Raw genomic sequence first — 13,169 nt, 5'->3', positions numbered from 1 at the left:
GTCACCATTGCCCGGGCGCGGCGCGCAATGCCAAGCCAATCAAAAGGATAGCGGATTTTACCGGATATTGGCGTTTTCCCGGACCGAGTCGATCTCCGCCGGGGTCAACGGGCGGCTTTCGCCGGGGGCCAGGGTCGGGTCCAGACGGATCGCGCCCATGCTCTCCCGGTGCAGGGCGGAGACACGGTTGCCGACCGCCGCGAACATTCGTTTGACCTGATGGTAGCGGCCTTCATAAATGGTGAGCCGGGTCTCCCGGCAACTGATCGGGTCAAGCCGGGCTGGGGAGGTGGTCAGGTCTTCATGGGCCAGGTAAATGCCTTCGGCAAAGCGGCGGGCGGTGTCCGGTGAGATGGGATCGCGGGTGGCCACCCGGTAGGTCTTGGGCAGCTTGAGGCCGGGTTCGGTGAGCTGGCGCGACCAGCGGCCATCGTTGGTCAGGATCAGCAGTCCCGACGTGCTCCGATCCAGGCGTCCGCCGATATGCAACTGGTCGCGCACGCCCGCCGGCATCAGCTCGATTACCGTGGGCAGGGCCGGATCGCTGGTGGCGCTGAGGTAGCCCACCGGTTTATGCAGCATCAGGTAATGCGCCGTCTGCGCCTGCAGCACCTGGCCGTCCAGGCCGACGTGGCTGAAGCGGTCGACGTTGCGATTGGGCGCCCGCACAGGACGGTGGTCGAGCGTCACCCGACCCGCCGCGATGTGACGGCGCACCGTCTGGAAGGGCAGGCCGGTGTGTTTGCTGATAAAGCGGTCGAGTCGCATGAAGTCCCGGCGGTGGATGGCGTCAGAGCGTTTCCGCCATTGTCGCGTCCTGCGGCAGAACCGCAAGCGCTTCGACCTCGAACAGCATGCCTTCGAGCGCCAGCCGGGGGACGGGAATCAGCGTCTGGGTCGGCAGTGCGGCGTCGCCCCAGGCGGCTTTGAGCTCCTCGCCCAGGATCGCCAGCTTGTCCTCGTCGTGGTCGACGATCAGCGTGGTGAGCTTGGCGACATCGCCGAGTTCGGCGCCGGCGGCGTTGACCGCCACCTTCAGGTTGGCCAGGGCCCAGCGGACCTGCAGGTGAAAGTCGGCGGGCAGTTCGCCGTGGACGTTTTCCCCTCCTTGCCCGGCGACCAGGATCAATCGGCTGTTGGGGGCCACCTGCGCCAGGTGTGAATAGCCATTTTCGGAGGGATCGTACAGACCTTCCGGATTGCTCAGGGTCAGTGCGTCGTCGTGGCTCATGAGTCGTCTCTCCCGTTTGGGGTGTCGCAGATTGAGTCTGGTACGTGATGGGCCAAATGATCCAGCTTGGCCGGATTGCGGACGACATAAATTTCGGTAATGCGGCCGTCATGGCAGGCGACCGCCGTAGCCTGCAGGAAGCCGTCGGCCTCCACCGTCAGCCAGCCCGGCAGGCCATTGACGGTTACCGCCCGCCGCCAGCGCGGAGGCTGGTTACGCTTGCGGGCCAGGCCGGCAAACATGCGGCTGACACGATCGGCGCCGTGAATTACCCGCAGCGCCGCGGCGCGCACGCCGCCACCGTCGGCATGCAGGCGGACGTCATCGGCCAGCAGCCGGCTCAGGGCATCGGTGTCGCCGGCTCGCGAGGCGCGAAAGAAGGCGGCGGACAGCTTCTCGCCCTGGGCCGGGTTGGTTTCGAACCGCGGGCGGGCCGACTGGACGTTCCGGCGGGCGCGGCGCGCCAACTGACGGCAGGCCGTTTCGCTGCGCTGCAGGGCCGCGGCGACCTGGGTGAAATCCAGCTCGAACACGTCGTGCAGCAGGAAGGCGGCACGCTCCAGTGGCGACAGCCTTTCCAGCGCCAGCATCAGGGCGAAATGCACGTCCCGAGCCAGTGTCTCGTCGGCATCGGGGCCTGCGGCGTCCGCCACCAGCGGTTCCGGCAGCCAGGGGCCGACGTAGGTTTCGCGCCGGTGCCGGGCCTCTTTCCAGCGATCCAGGCACAGCCGGCTGACCACCGTCGACAGCCAGGCCCGGGGGTTGTCGATGCTCGGCCGGTCGGCGTTGTGCCAGCGCAGGTAGGCGTCCTGCACCACGTCGTCAGCCTCTGACACGGTGCCCAGCATGCGATAGGCCAGGCCCTTGAGCGTCGGACGATGGGTTTCGAAGTCGGTGGCCGGTCCATCGCTGGGCATGATCGATTCTCCCTAGGATGCCACCGCCGGTTCAGCGGACGCCTGAGGCGTCGTGGGGTGGACGTTGCGGAAGCCGACGGCAATGCGGTTCCAGACGTTGATGCCGCCGATCAGCAGAGTCAGGTTGACCAGCTCCGTCTCGCTGAACTGGGCCCGTGCCTGCTCGTAATCGGCATCCGGGGCGCCGGTGTCGGCCAGCCGTGTCAGGCTTTCGGTCCAGGCCAGGGCGGCGCGTTCCCGCTGCGAGTACAGCGGCGATTCGCGCCAGGCCGGCAGCAGATACAGGCGCTCTTCGGATTCCCCGGCCGCCCGGGCATCCTTGGTGTGCATATGGATGCAGTAGGCGCAGCCGTTGATCTGCGAGGCACGGGTCTTGACCAGTTCGATCAGACTGTACTCCAGACCACAGTGACGTGTGTAGTCTTCCAGTTTCGTCATGGCTTCGATGGCGTCCGGCGCCGCTTTGTAGGCATTCAGTCGTGCTTGCATGGAGGCTCCTCCGGTTGGATTGGCTTTCAGTAACAGGACGAGACAGCCACACGGAATGTGACACGGCGGGCTGTTTTTTTAACGGCGGCTTTTCAGGCTTTGTCAGTCGCGGTAGCTTGGAAGGTACATGGCCAATCGGGAGAGGCAGTATGAAGCTTGATGGATCCTGTCATTGCGGCGCCGTGAGGTTCTCGGTGCAGTCGGCGCATTTCTATCCGTTCAATCTCTGTTACTGCACCATCTGCCGCAAGACCGGCGGTGGCGGTGGTTACGCCATCAACCTGGGTGCCGATTACCGCACGCTGCGGGTCACCGGTGAGGAGAACATTACCGTCTACCGGGCGCGCCTGGCGGATGCTGAAAGTGGCACCATCGCCCAGAGCTCGGGCCAGCGCCATTTCTGCAAGGTCTGTGGCAGCAATCTTTGGCTGTACGACCCGAACTGGCCGGACCTGGTGCATCCGTTGGCCTCGGCGATCGACACCGAGCTGCCGGAGGCGCCGGAACGGACGCACCTGATGGTGGCCTTCAAGCCGGGGTGGGTGCCGCTGGCGCCGGGCCCGCGGGACAAGGTGTATGACGAGTACCCCGAGGAGTCCCTGGCGGAGTGGCACCAGCGCCTGGGTCTGGAAGACCAGTGGCCGGACGACGCGTGTTAGGACGAATGGCGCCGGCCGGAACGGCTATTCATAAGGGGGCGAGGCGCTGGCCGGTCTTCCATGACGACTCCATTAACACCTTGTTGGACACCTTGCCGCTTGTTCAGAAATCAGCAAGTATCTTGGGACCAGAGTAGACACAAGGAGGAGTAGACATGTCGAGCAGCGCTGAGCTACAGCAAACCATCGAAGACATGATTGATGCCAGCCGCGGGATCCTGGCGGCCGATGAAAGCACCGGCACCATGACCAAGCGGCTCAACGCGGTCGGGGTGGATTCCACCGAGGAGAACCGGCGCTGGTATCGATCCATGCTCCTGTCGACGCCGGATGTGGGGCGTTACATCTGCGGCATCATCTTCTACGAGGAAACCCTGGGCCAGAAAGACGACAAGGGTACGCCCCTGCCGGAACTGGCGGCGTCCCAGGGGATTGTTCCGGGCATCAAGGTGGACAAGGGCAAGGGCGACCTGCCGGGCGCGCCGGGTGACCAGATCACCTACGGCCTGGATGGCCTGGCCGAACGCCTGGAGGGCTACAAGGCCCAGGGGGCTCGTTTCGCCAAGTGGCGCGAGGTCTATCCCATTACCGATCACAACCCCACCGCCCTGGGGCTGACCGCCAACGCCGAGATGCTGGCGCGCTACGCGGCGGCCTGCCAGGCAGCCGGCATCGTGCCGATCGTCGAGCCGGAAGTCCTGATCGACGGCAACCACAGCATGGAACGGGCGGCGCAGGTGAACGAGCAGGTCTGGCACGCCGTGTTCCATGCCCTGCACCAGCATAACGTGGTGCTTGAGCACATGATCCTCAAGCCCAGCATGATCACCCCGGGCAAGGAACGCGGCAAGGCGTCGCCGGAAGAGGTGGCGGACATGACCATCCGGATCCTGCGGCGTACGGTTCCGGCGGCGGTGCCGAGCATCAATTTCCTGTCCGGCGGCCAGACGCCGGAAGAAGCGACCGCCAACCTCAACGCCATGAACCGGATGCGTGAGCGGGCTCCCTGGCACCTGAGCATGTCTTATGGCCGGGCCCTGCAGGAAGACGCCATGCGCGCCTGGGGCGGCGATCCGGCCAACCTGGAAGCGGCCCAGCAGGCGTTTCTCAAACGCGCGCGGCTGAATAGCCAGGCCCGGCTGGGCGAGTATTCGGCGGATCAGGAAGCCGCCTGACGATTCCCGGGCAGGCTTTCAGGCCTGCCCGGTTCACTGTCCTACGCGGCGGATCAGCAGGAGAATGCGCCCGTCGTGGGGCATGCTGGGGTGGCCGACCACCGGTCGGCTGTCCACTTCCATATAGCCCAATCGCCGGTAAAGCCGGACGGCGCCCTCGTTTTTCTCGAACACCTGAATGCTGATCAGCTCGCATCCCGCCTCGATGGCCCAGCCGTCGACCCGGGCCATCAGCGCACTGCCAATCCCCTGGTGACGATAGGCCGGATAGGTGGCCAACATGTTGATGTAGTAACTGCCGGGGACGCGTTGCTCCAACTCGACCAACGGCCGGATAAAGTCGGGCAGGGCATCGAGGTCTTCGAATTCCCCCGAGTCAGGCAGGCGGTAGGCCAGTAGCATCCCGGCGACGCGATCGCGGTCCATGGCCAGGTGAACATTACGGTAGGAGAAGTTCTGCGCTCCGCCGGCGGCTTTTTCCGCGCCGTATTCCAGGGCGCTCTGGTGTGGCTGGCGCGCCTGTTCCCAGAAGTAGCCGGGAACCCCCTCGCCGGCAATAAGGGCCAGCTCAGCGATGCTCAGCCCGTACTCCGGTGTCGCCTTGATGACATCCATCCCACCCTTCCTCCCTGAGGACAGTCTCGATATAGCGCCGATGGCCTGGACGGAGCGTTCATCCAGCGCGTCGTGCCCACACGTCGGCGCAGGCGCTTTCAGACGCTGCCCTGTCTTCGATGCGGCGGTCTTTCTATGGTGCTATTACGGCGCTATATAGAGTTATAGGCGGTCTGTGCCGTCAGGCCAAGCCGGCCGGCGAACGCTCACTGACCCGCGGTGGCGGTCGCCCCGGGAGGGTCGGGTGCATGGCGCCAGAGCGGGTAGCGAAGGCCGGCCAGGCGATTGAGGGTAAAGGCCTGCAACAGCAGCAGGGTCACCCCCGCCAGGACGATCGGCAACTGATGGAAGTCGGGCATCAGCCCCAGTGACACGATCAGTGCGGTAGCCCCGGCCGGCGGATGCGGTACGCGCAGCCACACCATGAGGAATCCGGTTGTGCCCAGGGACATCGCCGCTGCCGCCACCCGCGGCAGATCCACCCCGGTAAAGATGGCCGAGGGTGCATGGGCCAGGCCGAACAGGTGCAGACTGGCGTAGCCCATCAGTGCCCCCACGAGGTGCCCGCAGAACGTATTGCGCGGAGAGGCGGCCGACGCCATGGGCGCATGGAACAGAATGAACGCGGTGGCTCCCAGGGACGGGAAGATGAAAGCCTGCTGGGTGACCAACGCGACGAAGGCGATCAGGGCGATACTGATGGTGCCGTTGATGAAGCTGAAGCAGGCCACCACCGAGCGATGGCTGTAGCGGTTGGCCAGGCGCTCCAGATGCAGGGTCTGGAGGACACCGGAGACGAGTTGCCAGCGTCGGCGTTCGTTTCTGTTTCCCATGGAAGGCGGTCGGTCGGAAGAAAAAGGGTTTAGACGATACGCCCCAAAACAATGCGCGCGCAATAAAATGGTGCGTACCGGGATGATGTGCGTCAAAAATGAGCGGCTGACGCCGGAATATCAAGGAGGATTGTCTGTTTGTTAACCAGTTCCCAAAGTGGCGGCCGACGGTGTTGCTAGAGTGCCTGTGCAGTTCTTGTACAACGACAACAAGACAGGGAACGACAATGGAACAAGTGACACATCAGGGGCCAATGGTGCCCGGACATTATTTCAAACATCTCCTGCGGGTCGCCGGTGCGGTCGCTTTGGCGGCCGTACTCACCGGTTGTGGTGGCGCCGGCAGTCTGCTCAGCAATCCCCGCGTGACCGATGCTGACAATGACCAGGTGGTCACCGTCGGCGACTCGATCTTCGCGCTGTCCGGGGAGCTGCAGGATTTCCTCGAGGAAGAAGCGGGTGAGACCTTCCGCCAGTACACGCTCTCCGGTGCGGAGATTACCGGCGGCGCCCTGGCGACGTCCGTGGCGAACCAGTATCGGCAGGCCTACGCGGACAATCCGGCCATCGACACGGTGGTGATGGATGGCGGCGGGAACGACATCCTGATTCCGGCGATCGCCCTCGATCCGTACGACTGCAAGACCCAGTGGTACGAGTTCGGCCAACTCAGCGACAAGTGCAAAACGCTGGTGGACGATATCTACGTGGACGCGGTCAACCTGCTCAACGAGATGCACGCGGACGGCGTCGATAACGTCATCTACCTGGGCTACTACTACACCAAGAACGGTGTTTTCCTGCTCGACAGCATGGAGGAGGCCGTGGATTACGGCGATCTCCGTCTGGGGCAGGCCTGCAGTTTCTCGGTGGCCAACTGCCAGTTTGTCGATCCGCGCGCGTCGATCAGCGACGGCGACATCATCGCCGACGGCATCCACCCCAACACCAACGGATCGCGCAAGCTGGCCGACCTGGTCTGGCCCAGGCTGCAACCGTTGCTCTGATAACGCATCGGGCGGCGGCAATGCGCCGCCCGCTTTCCGCATCCCACTCGAATGAAACCTTATGAAACGTTGGTTGTTTGCCGCCTGTGTGCTGGCTACCGGCACGGTCGCCGCCGTGGTCACATCGCCGCTGGTGGAGCGTCTGGATAGCGACCGGTCCGCAGCGTCACCGGAATCCCGGGTGTCGACCCCGGCCGTCGGGGACGTCGCCCCTGCCGAGCCATCGCTGCCGGGCGAGTCCGACCGTCAGCGCTTTGTCCGCGAACTGGCGCAGCAACTGCGGGAAACCTACGGCGACAATATCGCCAATGCGCGGGTCCAGGCCTCGTTGCTGGAGGTCAAGCGCCGGCTGCTCAAGCGTTATCCGGATGAGGGCGCGGCGCTGTTCGAGGCGGCCATCAAGCGGGCGTTTGCCGACAGGGCGCGGGTGGTTCTGCGGACGGTCAGCCGTATGGAGCGTTATCGCGACTGGCTGCTCGATCATCAGGTCGCGCTGGCGGACATGGCGCCGCTGGAAAAGAACGGCGCGCTGTGGAGTCAGCGTCGGGCGCTGTTTGGCGCCGATGCGGACGTGATCTGGGCGCACGAGAAAGCCGCCTGGGCACAAAAGCGTGAGGCGCTGAAGGAAGACATCCGCCGCCTGGATCAGGACCGGACCGTTTCACTCAACGAAGCCCTGTATCAACTGCAGACCAGCCTGGACGAAGCCTACGGCTCGGAGCTGGAAGCCCTGGCCATGGACCGCGGCACCGTGGCCAACGTCTACTTCGGGCTGGACTCGGTTCAGGACAGGCTCGCCGGGCTGGACGCCGATGCCCGCCAGGCCCGCATCAACGACATTCGCCGCCAGCTCGGCTACAGCCAGGAGCAGGTGGCGCAGCTGGAAGCCGAGGACCAGTATCGCGAAGCACGCTGGCAAAACGGCTATGCCTACATGGCCGAGCGTGGCCGGCTGACGCAATCGCTGGACGGGGAGGCTCTGCAACAGGCTCTCGTCCAGTTACGCCAGGACTATTTCGCCGCCGAGGCGCGAACGATCCGCCTGGAGGAGCAAAACGGGTTCTTCCGCTACGAACGGCCGCGTCTGTACGGTCGCAACTGAGCCGGGATACTAGCCGGGAATCACGCCGACGCGCAGCGCCGTCGTATCGGGAGGCTCCTGCAGCAAATCCGTCAACGGGCGTGGTCGATGCAGCCCGAAGCCCTGCAGGTAATTGACGCCCAGGCGCTCCAGGTTGGCACGCACCGCCTCCGTTTCCACGAACTCGGCGATGGTCTGCATACCCAGTGTGTGTCCGATCTCGTGGATCGCCCGGACGATGGCCCGGTCGGTTGGCCGGTCGCCGATGTGGCGCACGAAGCTGCCGTCGATCTTGAGAAAGTCCACCGACAGCAGGCTGAGGTAGCTGAAAGAGGAGACGCCGGTGCCGAAATCGTCCAGCGCGAAGGTGCATCCCAGCCCGGCCAGGCGCTGCATGAAATCCTGCACGTCCGAGAGATTCTGGGCGGCCGCCGTTTCAGTGATCTCGAAGCAGAGCTTGTGGGCCGGCACCCGGGACTGTTCGATCTGCGCCACCACGAAACCGGTGAAATCCGGCTGGTCGAAGGAGCGACCCGAGAGGTTGATGTGGCACGCCTCGAGTTGCGTCAGGTGATCGGGATGGCGGGCCAGGGTGTTAAGCACCTCGGTGACGACCCAACGATCCAGCTTGTTGATGATGCCGAAGCGCTCCGCCGCCGGCAGGAACGCCGAGGGCGGTATTGGCTGTCCTTCCTCGCCGGTGAGCCGGATCAGAACCTCATAGCGCAGCCCCGGCTTCGCGCCGCTTGAGGGCACAATCAGTTGCGCGTCCAGGTGGAAGCGATTCTCCAGCAGGGCCGTCTGAATGCGGTTGAGCCAGGCCATTTCCCCCTGCTGGCGGTGCAGCTGCTGGTCGTCCTCCGCGGACAGGTAGACCCGGTTGCGGCCGCCCTCCTTGGCCATGTAACAGGCGATATCCACCGCGCGCAGCAGGCCACTGATGTCCGGTGCCTGGGCGCTGACTGGCACCACGCCAATACTGGCGCCGATGGAATGGCTTTTCCCTTCCCAGGTGAAGACGATGTCCTCCAGCGCCGCGCGCAGCTTTTCCGCAATCCCCGAGGCGGTATCCAGGTCGCAGTCCTCCAGGATCAGTCCGAATTCGTCGCCCCCCAGCCGGGCCAGCACGTCGCGCTCACGCACGGAGTCGGCGGCCAGCCGCGATACCTGGCGCAGCAGCTCGTCGCCGGCGCCGTGACCGGACGTGTCGTTGACCACTTTGAACTGGTCCAGGTCGATAAAACACAGGGCGTGCTGGCCGCCCTCGGCACGGGTCTGACCCAGCATGGCTGCCAGCCGGTGCTCGAACTCGCGTCGGTTGAGCAGGCCGGTGAGTTCGTCGTGGGTGGCCTGGTAACTGAGTTTCATGGCCATGCGGCGCGATTCGGAAATGTCCTCAAGCATGACCACGAAATACCCCGGCCCTTGTTGTCCCTCCTGCATCCGGGACACGGTCAGGCGCGCCCACAACAGATCACCGCCGGTTTTCTGCAGCCGCTGCTCCACCGTGTAGCTGGCGGTATGGCCAGTGAGCAGGTCGCGCCGGGACGATTCACTCAGTAGCCGGTCCTCGGGGTGGATCAGGTCTTCCAGTCGATGGCTCCGGAGTGAGTCCACCGGACGCCCAAGGATCTCCGCGGCGGCCTGGTTGGCGTCCAGCATCCGGCCGTCGGCGCCGACCTGGAGGATGCCAACCGCCGTCTGCTCAAAGATGGCCCGGAATTTCTGGTCGCTGCTGCGCAGCAGGAAGGTCAGGCGATTGGCCAGCAACCAGGCGAGGACCGCCAGCAGGGCGAGGAACACGATACTGGCGATCGACAGAACCTGGGTGGCCCAGCGCGCGGCCTCGCCCATGGCGCTCCGGAAGCGATGCGCGTACACACTGAGCTGGTCGTTGACCTGCGATAGCCGGTCTCGCAGCGCCAGCAGGCGCATCCGGTCCGGTGAAACGCTGCGCCTTTCCTCGGCCAGAGCAAGACTGATATCGCGCAGCTCGGTCAGGTACGGGTCGGTATCCCGCCAGGCCTGGATGGCGCGCTCGAACGGTGCCAGGCCGCCAAAGTAGCGGAACAGCCAGATCATCCCCGCGATGTCGTCCGGATGGTTGTCTCCCTGCAGCAGGCCGGCCCGTGCTGCCTCCCGGTGCAGCTCGCGGGCTTCCATGGCCTGGCGGGCGGCCATGTCACCCAGTGGAATCCGCAGCCATTGATGGCCTGCGTCCAGTTCGGCCTCTTCGCCGGTGGCGGCGTAGGCGTCAAGATGGATACCGGCGGTCAGGTGAGCGCGGGACCAGATGCTCTCGCCACCCACATAGGCGGTGATGGCTGACTGGATCTGGACCACGGATACCGTGAACCCGGCCGCGACGAGCACCAGTACGATCAGGCCGGACACCAGGGCCGCGGTTTTCAGACGGTGTTGTCGGGAGGAGGGGGCTGCGCTCCCTGCCATGAAAGCCTCCTTGCAGGCAATGGCGCTGATGGCGTCCTTTGTACCGGCACTGGAATCCGCCGGAGGACGAACGAAGTTGCTGTGACTTCGCGCCTCGGGGGAGCGACACGGCGGGTCTTGTACCCGGGACCGTTCAGCCACTCCCTACTACAACCATAGCTGGAATGCGCCCTATTGCAGGCGGCTTGACAAAAATTGACAGGCGGCGCGATGGTAGGGGACGCGACGCCGATGGTGCGACGCTCAAGACATTGCGGAGGTCATGGATATGGCAGGTGGATGGACGCGGGATGGCGCCGTTCAGGATCAGATCGACAGCACCGTCGACGATGCCCTGCAGCGTGCCCGCAGCGAATTGCCCCAGGGCGAGAGCAGCAAGTTCTGCGAGGAGTGCGATGCCCTTATTCCCAGGGCGCGTCGCGAAGCCCTGCCCGGGGTGAAACTGTGCGTGAGCTGCCAGGCCGAGCACGACCGTGAACAGACGTCGTTCAGCGGCTACAACCGCCGTGGCAGCAAGGACAGTCAGCTGCGCTGAGGGCTGACATTACCCTGAGGGCTGATATTGCGCTGAGGGCTCAACGGGCGGCTGGTCGCTCCTCCGGCCGGGAGACGCCGCCCGCCGGCAGATCCGGGGTGTCCGGCGAAGCATCGGCCTGGCTGCCCAGCGGTACGCCGAGATAGCGCCGGGCGGCGCGCGCACCCTGCTGGTAGCCGGTTTCCAGCTTTTCGGCATCGGTGGTCAGCCTGCCTACCGGAAAATCCTCGGGCGGGGCGACCACGCGGACCCGACAGCCGTCCGGCGGCGATTCGATGAAGTCCAGGGTGGCGTTGTAGCGCGCGGCGCGGGACACCACCGCCTGGTACAGCGCCGGATGCTCGCGGAACAGCGGGCGCATCAGCGCGGGGAAACGGGACGGCTGCTTGCGAAACCCCTGTGGCCGGGACAGCACCACGGTGATGTCCCGCGCGCCTTGCTCATAGGCCCACTCCACCGGAATGGAATCGGCAATGCCGCCGTCGGTCATGGGCAGACCGTCCACTTCCGGGAACGTCCGGTAAGCCACCGGGATGGAGCAGGAGGCGGTAAACACGTCGTGCAGGTTATCGGCGTCGATCCGGTAGTAGCGCGGTGTGCCGGTCTCGATGGCGGTGGTGCCCACCCACAGCGGAATGCCCTGGCTGAGGTAGCGCTCGAAGTTGAGCGCCACATCGCGGTAGGACTGGTGCCATAACCAGCCCACATCGCACAGGTGCCCGCCGCGCAGGAAACGGCGCCAGTTGATGAATTCCGGGCGGCAGGCGTGGCCGGTGATGACCGTGTGGTTGCGGCCATAGTCGCCGGCCAGGTAGCCGATCAGGTTGGTGGAGCCGGCGGACACCCCGACGGTGAAGTCGAAATCCATGAAATCCTCGGCCAGGAAGGCGTCGAGCACCCCCGCGGCGAAGATGCCGCGCATAGCGCCTCCTTCGACCACCAGGGCCGACGGCGCTGTGGTATTTCCCTCACCCGATACGACTTCCATGCGCGTTCCTCCGCCACCTGTGAACTGTCACGGATATGCTATTCATATGACGATGCACGAGAAAATCGGCTATGGCTATGGGTGCGATGCATTCGAGCGCATGTCGCTTGTCACAGGTCAACTGATTGCAAAGGCGGAATGAAAGACGGAAGGGGCGCTACAGAATTTCGACACCTTCACACTTGTAGGCCCCGATCAAGGTGTCCTCCTGCAACACGCGACCGTCCAGGTCAAAGCTGAACAGGTAGGTCTCGGTCCGGTCGCCGATTTCCACACTCTTCAGCCCGATGCACTCGTTGGGTCGCCCCGGCACCAGCTTGATCGAGGATACGCCCCGCTCGGGCACCCGCTCGCCGACCGTCAGGGTGCGGATATCGGTGAAGTCTTCGTCGGCAATCACCAGCGTGTTGCCGCCCTTGGTGCGCTCGTCGACCGGCTCGTCGAAGGGCTCGGAAGAAATCTTGCGGGGGAAGAACAGCCATTGCCGACGCTCGGGATGCCATTCCGCCGCTTCGTGGATCACGTAGCCGTCCGGGCCGACACCCAGTGCCTCGCGCATCCGTTGGTAGCGGTCCTGCCAGTCTATGCTGTGCAGCCGGTAATCCCGGTCCAGCAGCTTGATCCAGGACTCCTGCGGATTCTTGCCGTGGCTGCCCACCACCAGCTGGTCGCCCCGCAGGGTCGCCCACTCGCTCTTGAACCCCTTGAAGCGTTCGTCGCCGCTACCGGTCATCAGGATCTGGCGCGGGATGAGCTGGTTTTCGTGGCGGATTTCACACACCAGGCCGGTACGGTCGTCGAAGGTGAGCAAGCGCTTGCCGAACATCACCAACTCGGAAAACTCGGCACCGCGCCCGCCCTCGGCGATCAGGCTGATCAGGTGATGCTCGCCGCCCTGGTCGGCGGGAATGTCCTCGAAGGTGTAGCGCACCTGGCCGGCGCCGGTTTCGCTGCGGTACAGACGGTCGTAGCGCAGGGTGGAGCGCCAGGCGGTCTGGCCGTCTTCCAGCTCCACCTGTGAGGCGTGATCCTCGTCGGTAATGATCGCCAGGGTGTACTGAGTGGTTTCCGGGGTGTAGCGGCGGTAGCGTTGCTGGTCGGCGGGAAGCGCGGTCATGGCGGCTGTTTCCTCCTGGTTGCGGCTACTGGAGAAGCAGGAATCACCCTGACCCAGGCGCTACCGGGCGT

Annotated in this window: 14 protein-coding genes; 5 read left to right on the top strand and 9 right to left on the bottom strand. The window is 64.8% G+C overall.

The window, feature by feature from the left end; all coding sequences use genetic code 11:
• Positions 1–57: 57 nt before the first annotated feature.
• Genes GQB00_RS06695 through GQB00_RS06680 form a run of 4 tightly spaced genes read right to left on the bottom strand, consistent with a single transcriptional unit; the run spans position 58 to position 2,637 of the window.
• Positions 58–768 (bottom strand): pseudouridine synthase, encoded by a 711-nt coding sequence (locus tag GQB00_RS06695; protein WP_165855644.1) that lies wholly within the window; start codon positions 766–768, stop codon positions 58–60.
• A gap of 22 nt (positions 769–790) precedes the next feature.
• Entirely contained in the window at positions 791–1,231 is a 441-nt protein-coding gene (locus tag GQB00_RS06690; RefSeq protein ID WP_165855643.1) for a RidA family protein, read from the bottom strand.
• Complete coding sequence (locus tag GQB00_RS06685) at positions 1,228–2,148, bottom strand: sigma-70 family RNA polymerase sigma factor (RefSeq protein WP_165855642.1); 921 nt, start codon at positions 2,146–2,148, stop codon at positions 1,228–1,230. The genes GQB00_RS06690 and GQB00_RS06685 overlap by 4 nt, the downstream gene beginning before the upstream one ends.
• Before the next feature lie 12 nt (positions 2,149–2,160).
• Positions 2,161–2,637, bottom strand: coding sequence for a carboxymuconolactone decarboxylase family protein (locus tag GQB00_RS06680; protein WP_111495303.1), 477 nt, complete (start codon positions 2,635–2,637; stop codon positions 2,161–2,163).
• Positions 2,638–2,786: 149 nt separating this feature from the next.
• Here GQB00_RS06680 and GQB00_RS06675 point away from each other — a divergent pair, with 149 nt between their 5' ends.
• Positions 2,787–3,296, top strand: coding sequence for a GFA family protein (locus GQB00_RS06675; RefSeq protein WP_111495305.1), 510 nt, complete (start codon positions 2,787–2,789; stop codon positions 3,294–3,296).
• Positions 3,297–3,451: 155 nt separating this feature from the next.
• Positions 3,452–4,471: a class I fructose-bisphosphate aldolase gene (locus tag GQB00_RS06670; protein WP_165855641.1), complete on the top strand. Its 1,020-nt coding sequence runs from the start codon at positions 3,452–3,454 to the stop codon at positions 4,469–4,471.
• 33 nt (positions 4,472–4,504) lie between these two features.
• Here the strand turns inward: GQB00_RS06670 and GQB00_RS06665 are convergent, their stop codons facing one another.
• Complete coding sequence (locus GQB00_RS06665; RefSeq protein WP_165855640.1) at positions 4,505–5,086, bottom strand: GNAT family N-acetyltransferase; 582 nt, start codon at positions 5,084–5,086, stop codon at positions 4,505–4,507.
• 206 nt (positions 5,087–5,292) lie between these two features.
• Entirely contained in the window at positions 5,293–5,919 is a 627-nt protein-coding gene (locus GQB00_RS06660) for an HPP family protein (protein ID WP_165855639.1), read from the bottom strand.
• A 227-nt stretch (positions 5,920–6,146) separates the two neighbouring features.
• On the opposite strand from GQB00_RS06660, the gene GQB00_RS06655 reads away from it, so the two are divergent.
• Positions 6,147–6,926, top strand: coding sequence for an SGNH/GDSL hydrolase family protein (locus tag GQB00_RS06655; RefSeq protein WP_165855638.1), 780 nt, complete (start codon positions 6,147–6,149; stop codon positions 6,924–6,926).
• A 61-nt stretch (positions 6,927–6,987) separates the two neighbouring features.
• On the top strand, positions 6,988–8,028 hold the full coding sequence (locus tag GQB00_RS06650) for a hypothetical protein (protein WP_165855637.1): 1,041 nt from the start codon (positions 6,988–6,990) through the stop codon (positions 8,026–8,028).
• 9 nt (positions 8,029–8,037) lie between these two features.
• Here the strand turns inward: GQB00_RS06650 and GQB00_RS06645 are convergent, their stop codons facing one another.
• A complete protein-coding gene (locus tag GQB00_RS06645; RefSeq protein WP_165855636.1) occupies positions 8,038–10,458 on the bottom strand; it encodes a putative bifunctional diguanylate cyclase/phosphodiesterase in 2,421 nt (806 codons plus the stop codon).
• A 268-nt stretch (positions 10,459–10,726) separates the two neighbouring features.
• Between GQB00_RS06645 and GQB00_RS06640 the strand changes: the two genes are divergently transcribed.
• Positions 10,727–10,993 carry a DksA/TraR family C4-type zinc finger protein gene (locus GQB00_RS06640; protein WP_111496784.1) on the top strand — a complete coding sequence of 89 codons (267 nt, stop codon included), beginning with the start codon at positions 10,727–10,729 and terminating at the stop codon, positions 10,991–10,993.
• A 40-nt stretch (positions 10,994–11,033) separates the two neighbouring features.
• Here the strand turns inward: GQB00_RS06640 and GQB00_RS06635 are convergent, their stop codons facing one another.
• Positions 11,034–11,981, bottom strand: coding sequence for a patatin-like phospholipase family protein (locus GQB00_RS06635; RefSeq protein WP_165855635.1), 948 nt, complete (start codon positions 11,979–11,981; stop codon positions 11,034–11,036).
• Between the two features lie 157 nt (positions 11,982–12,138).
• Positions 12,139–13,098: a hypothetical protein gene (locus GQB00_RS06630; RefSeq protein ID WP_165855634.1), complete on the bottom strand. Its 960-nt coding sequence runs from the start codon at positions 13,096–13,098 to the stop codon at positions 12,139–12,141.
• Between the last annotated feature and the right edge of the window lie 71 nt (positions 13,099–13,169).

Origin of the sequence: Marinobacter sp. JSM 1782161 (genome assembly GCF_011421605.1) — a bacterium.
Taxonomy (GTDB): Bacteria; Pseudomonadota; Gammaproteobacteria; order Pseudomonadales; family Oleiphilaceae; genus Marinobacter_A; species Marinobacter_A bohaiensis.
Note: the sequence above shows the minus strand (reverse complement) of the source record. Positions and strands in the feature narration are given on the sequence as shown.

Excerpts from the sequence above, each read along its gene's own strand:
- GQB00_RS06675 (WP_111495305.1), top strand. The coding sequence starts at position 2,787 with ATGAAGCTTGATGGATCCTGTCATTGCGGCGCCGTGAGGTTCTCGGTG.
- GQB00_RS06685 (WP_165855642.1), bottom strand. The coding sequence starts at position 2,148 with ATGCCCAGCGATGGACCGGCCACCGACTTCGAAACCCATCGTCCGACG.
- GQB00_RS06680 (WP_111495303.1), bottom strand. The coding sequence starts at position 2,637 with ATGCAAGCACGACTGAATGCCTACAAAGCGGCGCCGGACGCCATCGAA.
- GQB00_RS06695 (WP_165855644.1), bottom strand. The coding sequence starts at position 768 with ATGCGACTCGACCGCTTTATCAGCAAACACACCGGCCTGCCCTTCCAG.
- GQB00_RS06670 (WP_165855641.1), top strand. The coding sequence starts at position 3,452 with ATGTCGAGCAGCGCTGAGCTACAGCAAACCATCGAAGACATGATTGAT.
- GQB00_RS06665 (WP_165855640.1), bottom strand. The coding sequence starts at position 5,086 with ATGGATGTCATCAAGGCGACACCGGAGTACGGGCTGAGCATCGCTGAG.
- GQB00_RS06630 (WP_165855634.1), bottom strand. The coding sequence starts at position 13,098 with ATGACCGCGCTTCCCGCCGACCAGCAACGCTACCGCCGCTACACCCCG.
- GQB00_RS06660 (WP_165855639.1), bottom strand. The coding sequence starts at position 5,919 with ATGGGAAACAGAAACGAACGCCGACGCTGGCAACTCGTCTCCGGTGTC.
- GQB00_RS06690 (WP_165855643.1), bottom strand. The coding sequence starts at position 1,231 with ATGAGCCACGACGACGCACTGACCCTGAGCAATCCGGAAGGTCTGTAC.
- GQB00_RS06655 (WP_165855638.1), top strand. The coding sequence starts at position 6,147 with ATGGAACAAGTGACACATCAGGGGCCAATGGTGCCCGGACATTATTTC.
- GQB00_RS06640 (WP_111496784.1), top strand. The coding sequence starts at position 10,727 with ATGGCAGGTGGATGGACGCGGGATGGCGCCGTTCAGGATCAGATCGAC.
- GQB00_RS06635 (WP_165855635.1), bottom strand. The coding sequence starts at position 11,981 with ATGGAAGTCGTATCGGGTGAGGGAAATACCACAGCGCCGTCGGCCCTG.
- GQB00_RS06645 (WP_165855636.1), bottom strand. The coding sequence starts at position 10,458 with ATGGCAGGGAGCGCAGCCCCCTCCTCCCGACAACACCGTCTGAAAACC.
- GQB00_RS06650 (WP_165855637.1), top strand. The coding sequence starts at position 6,988 with ATGAAACGTTGGTTGTTTGCCGCCTGTGTGCTGGCTACCGGCACGGTC.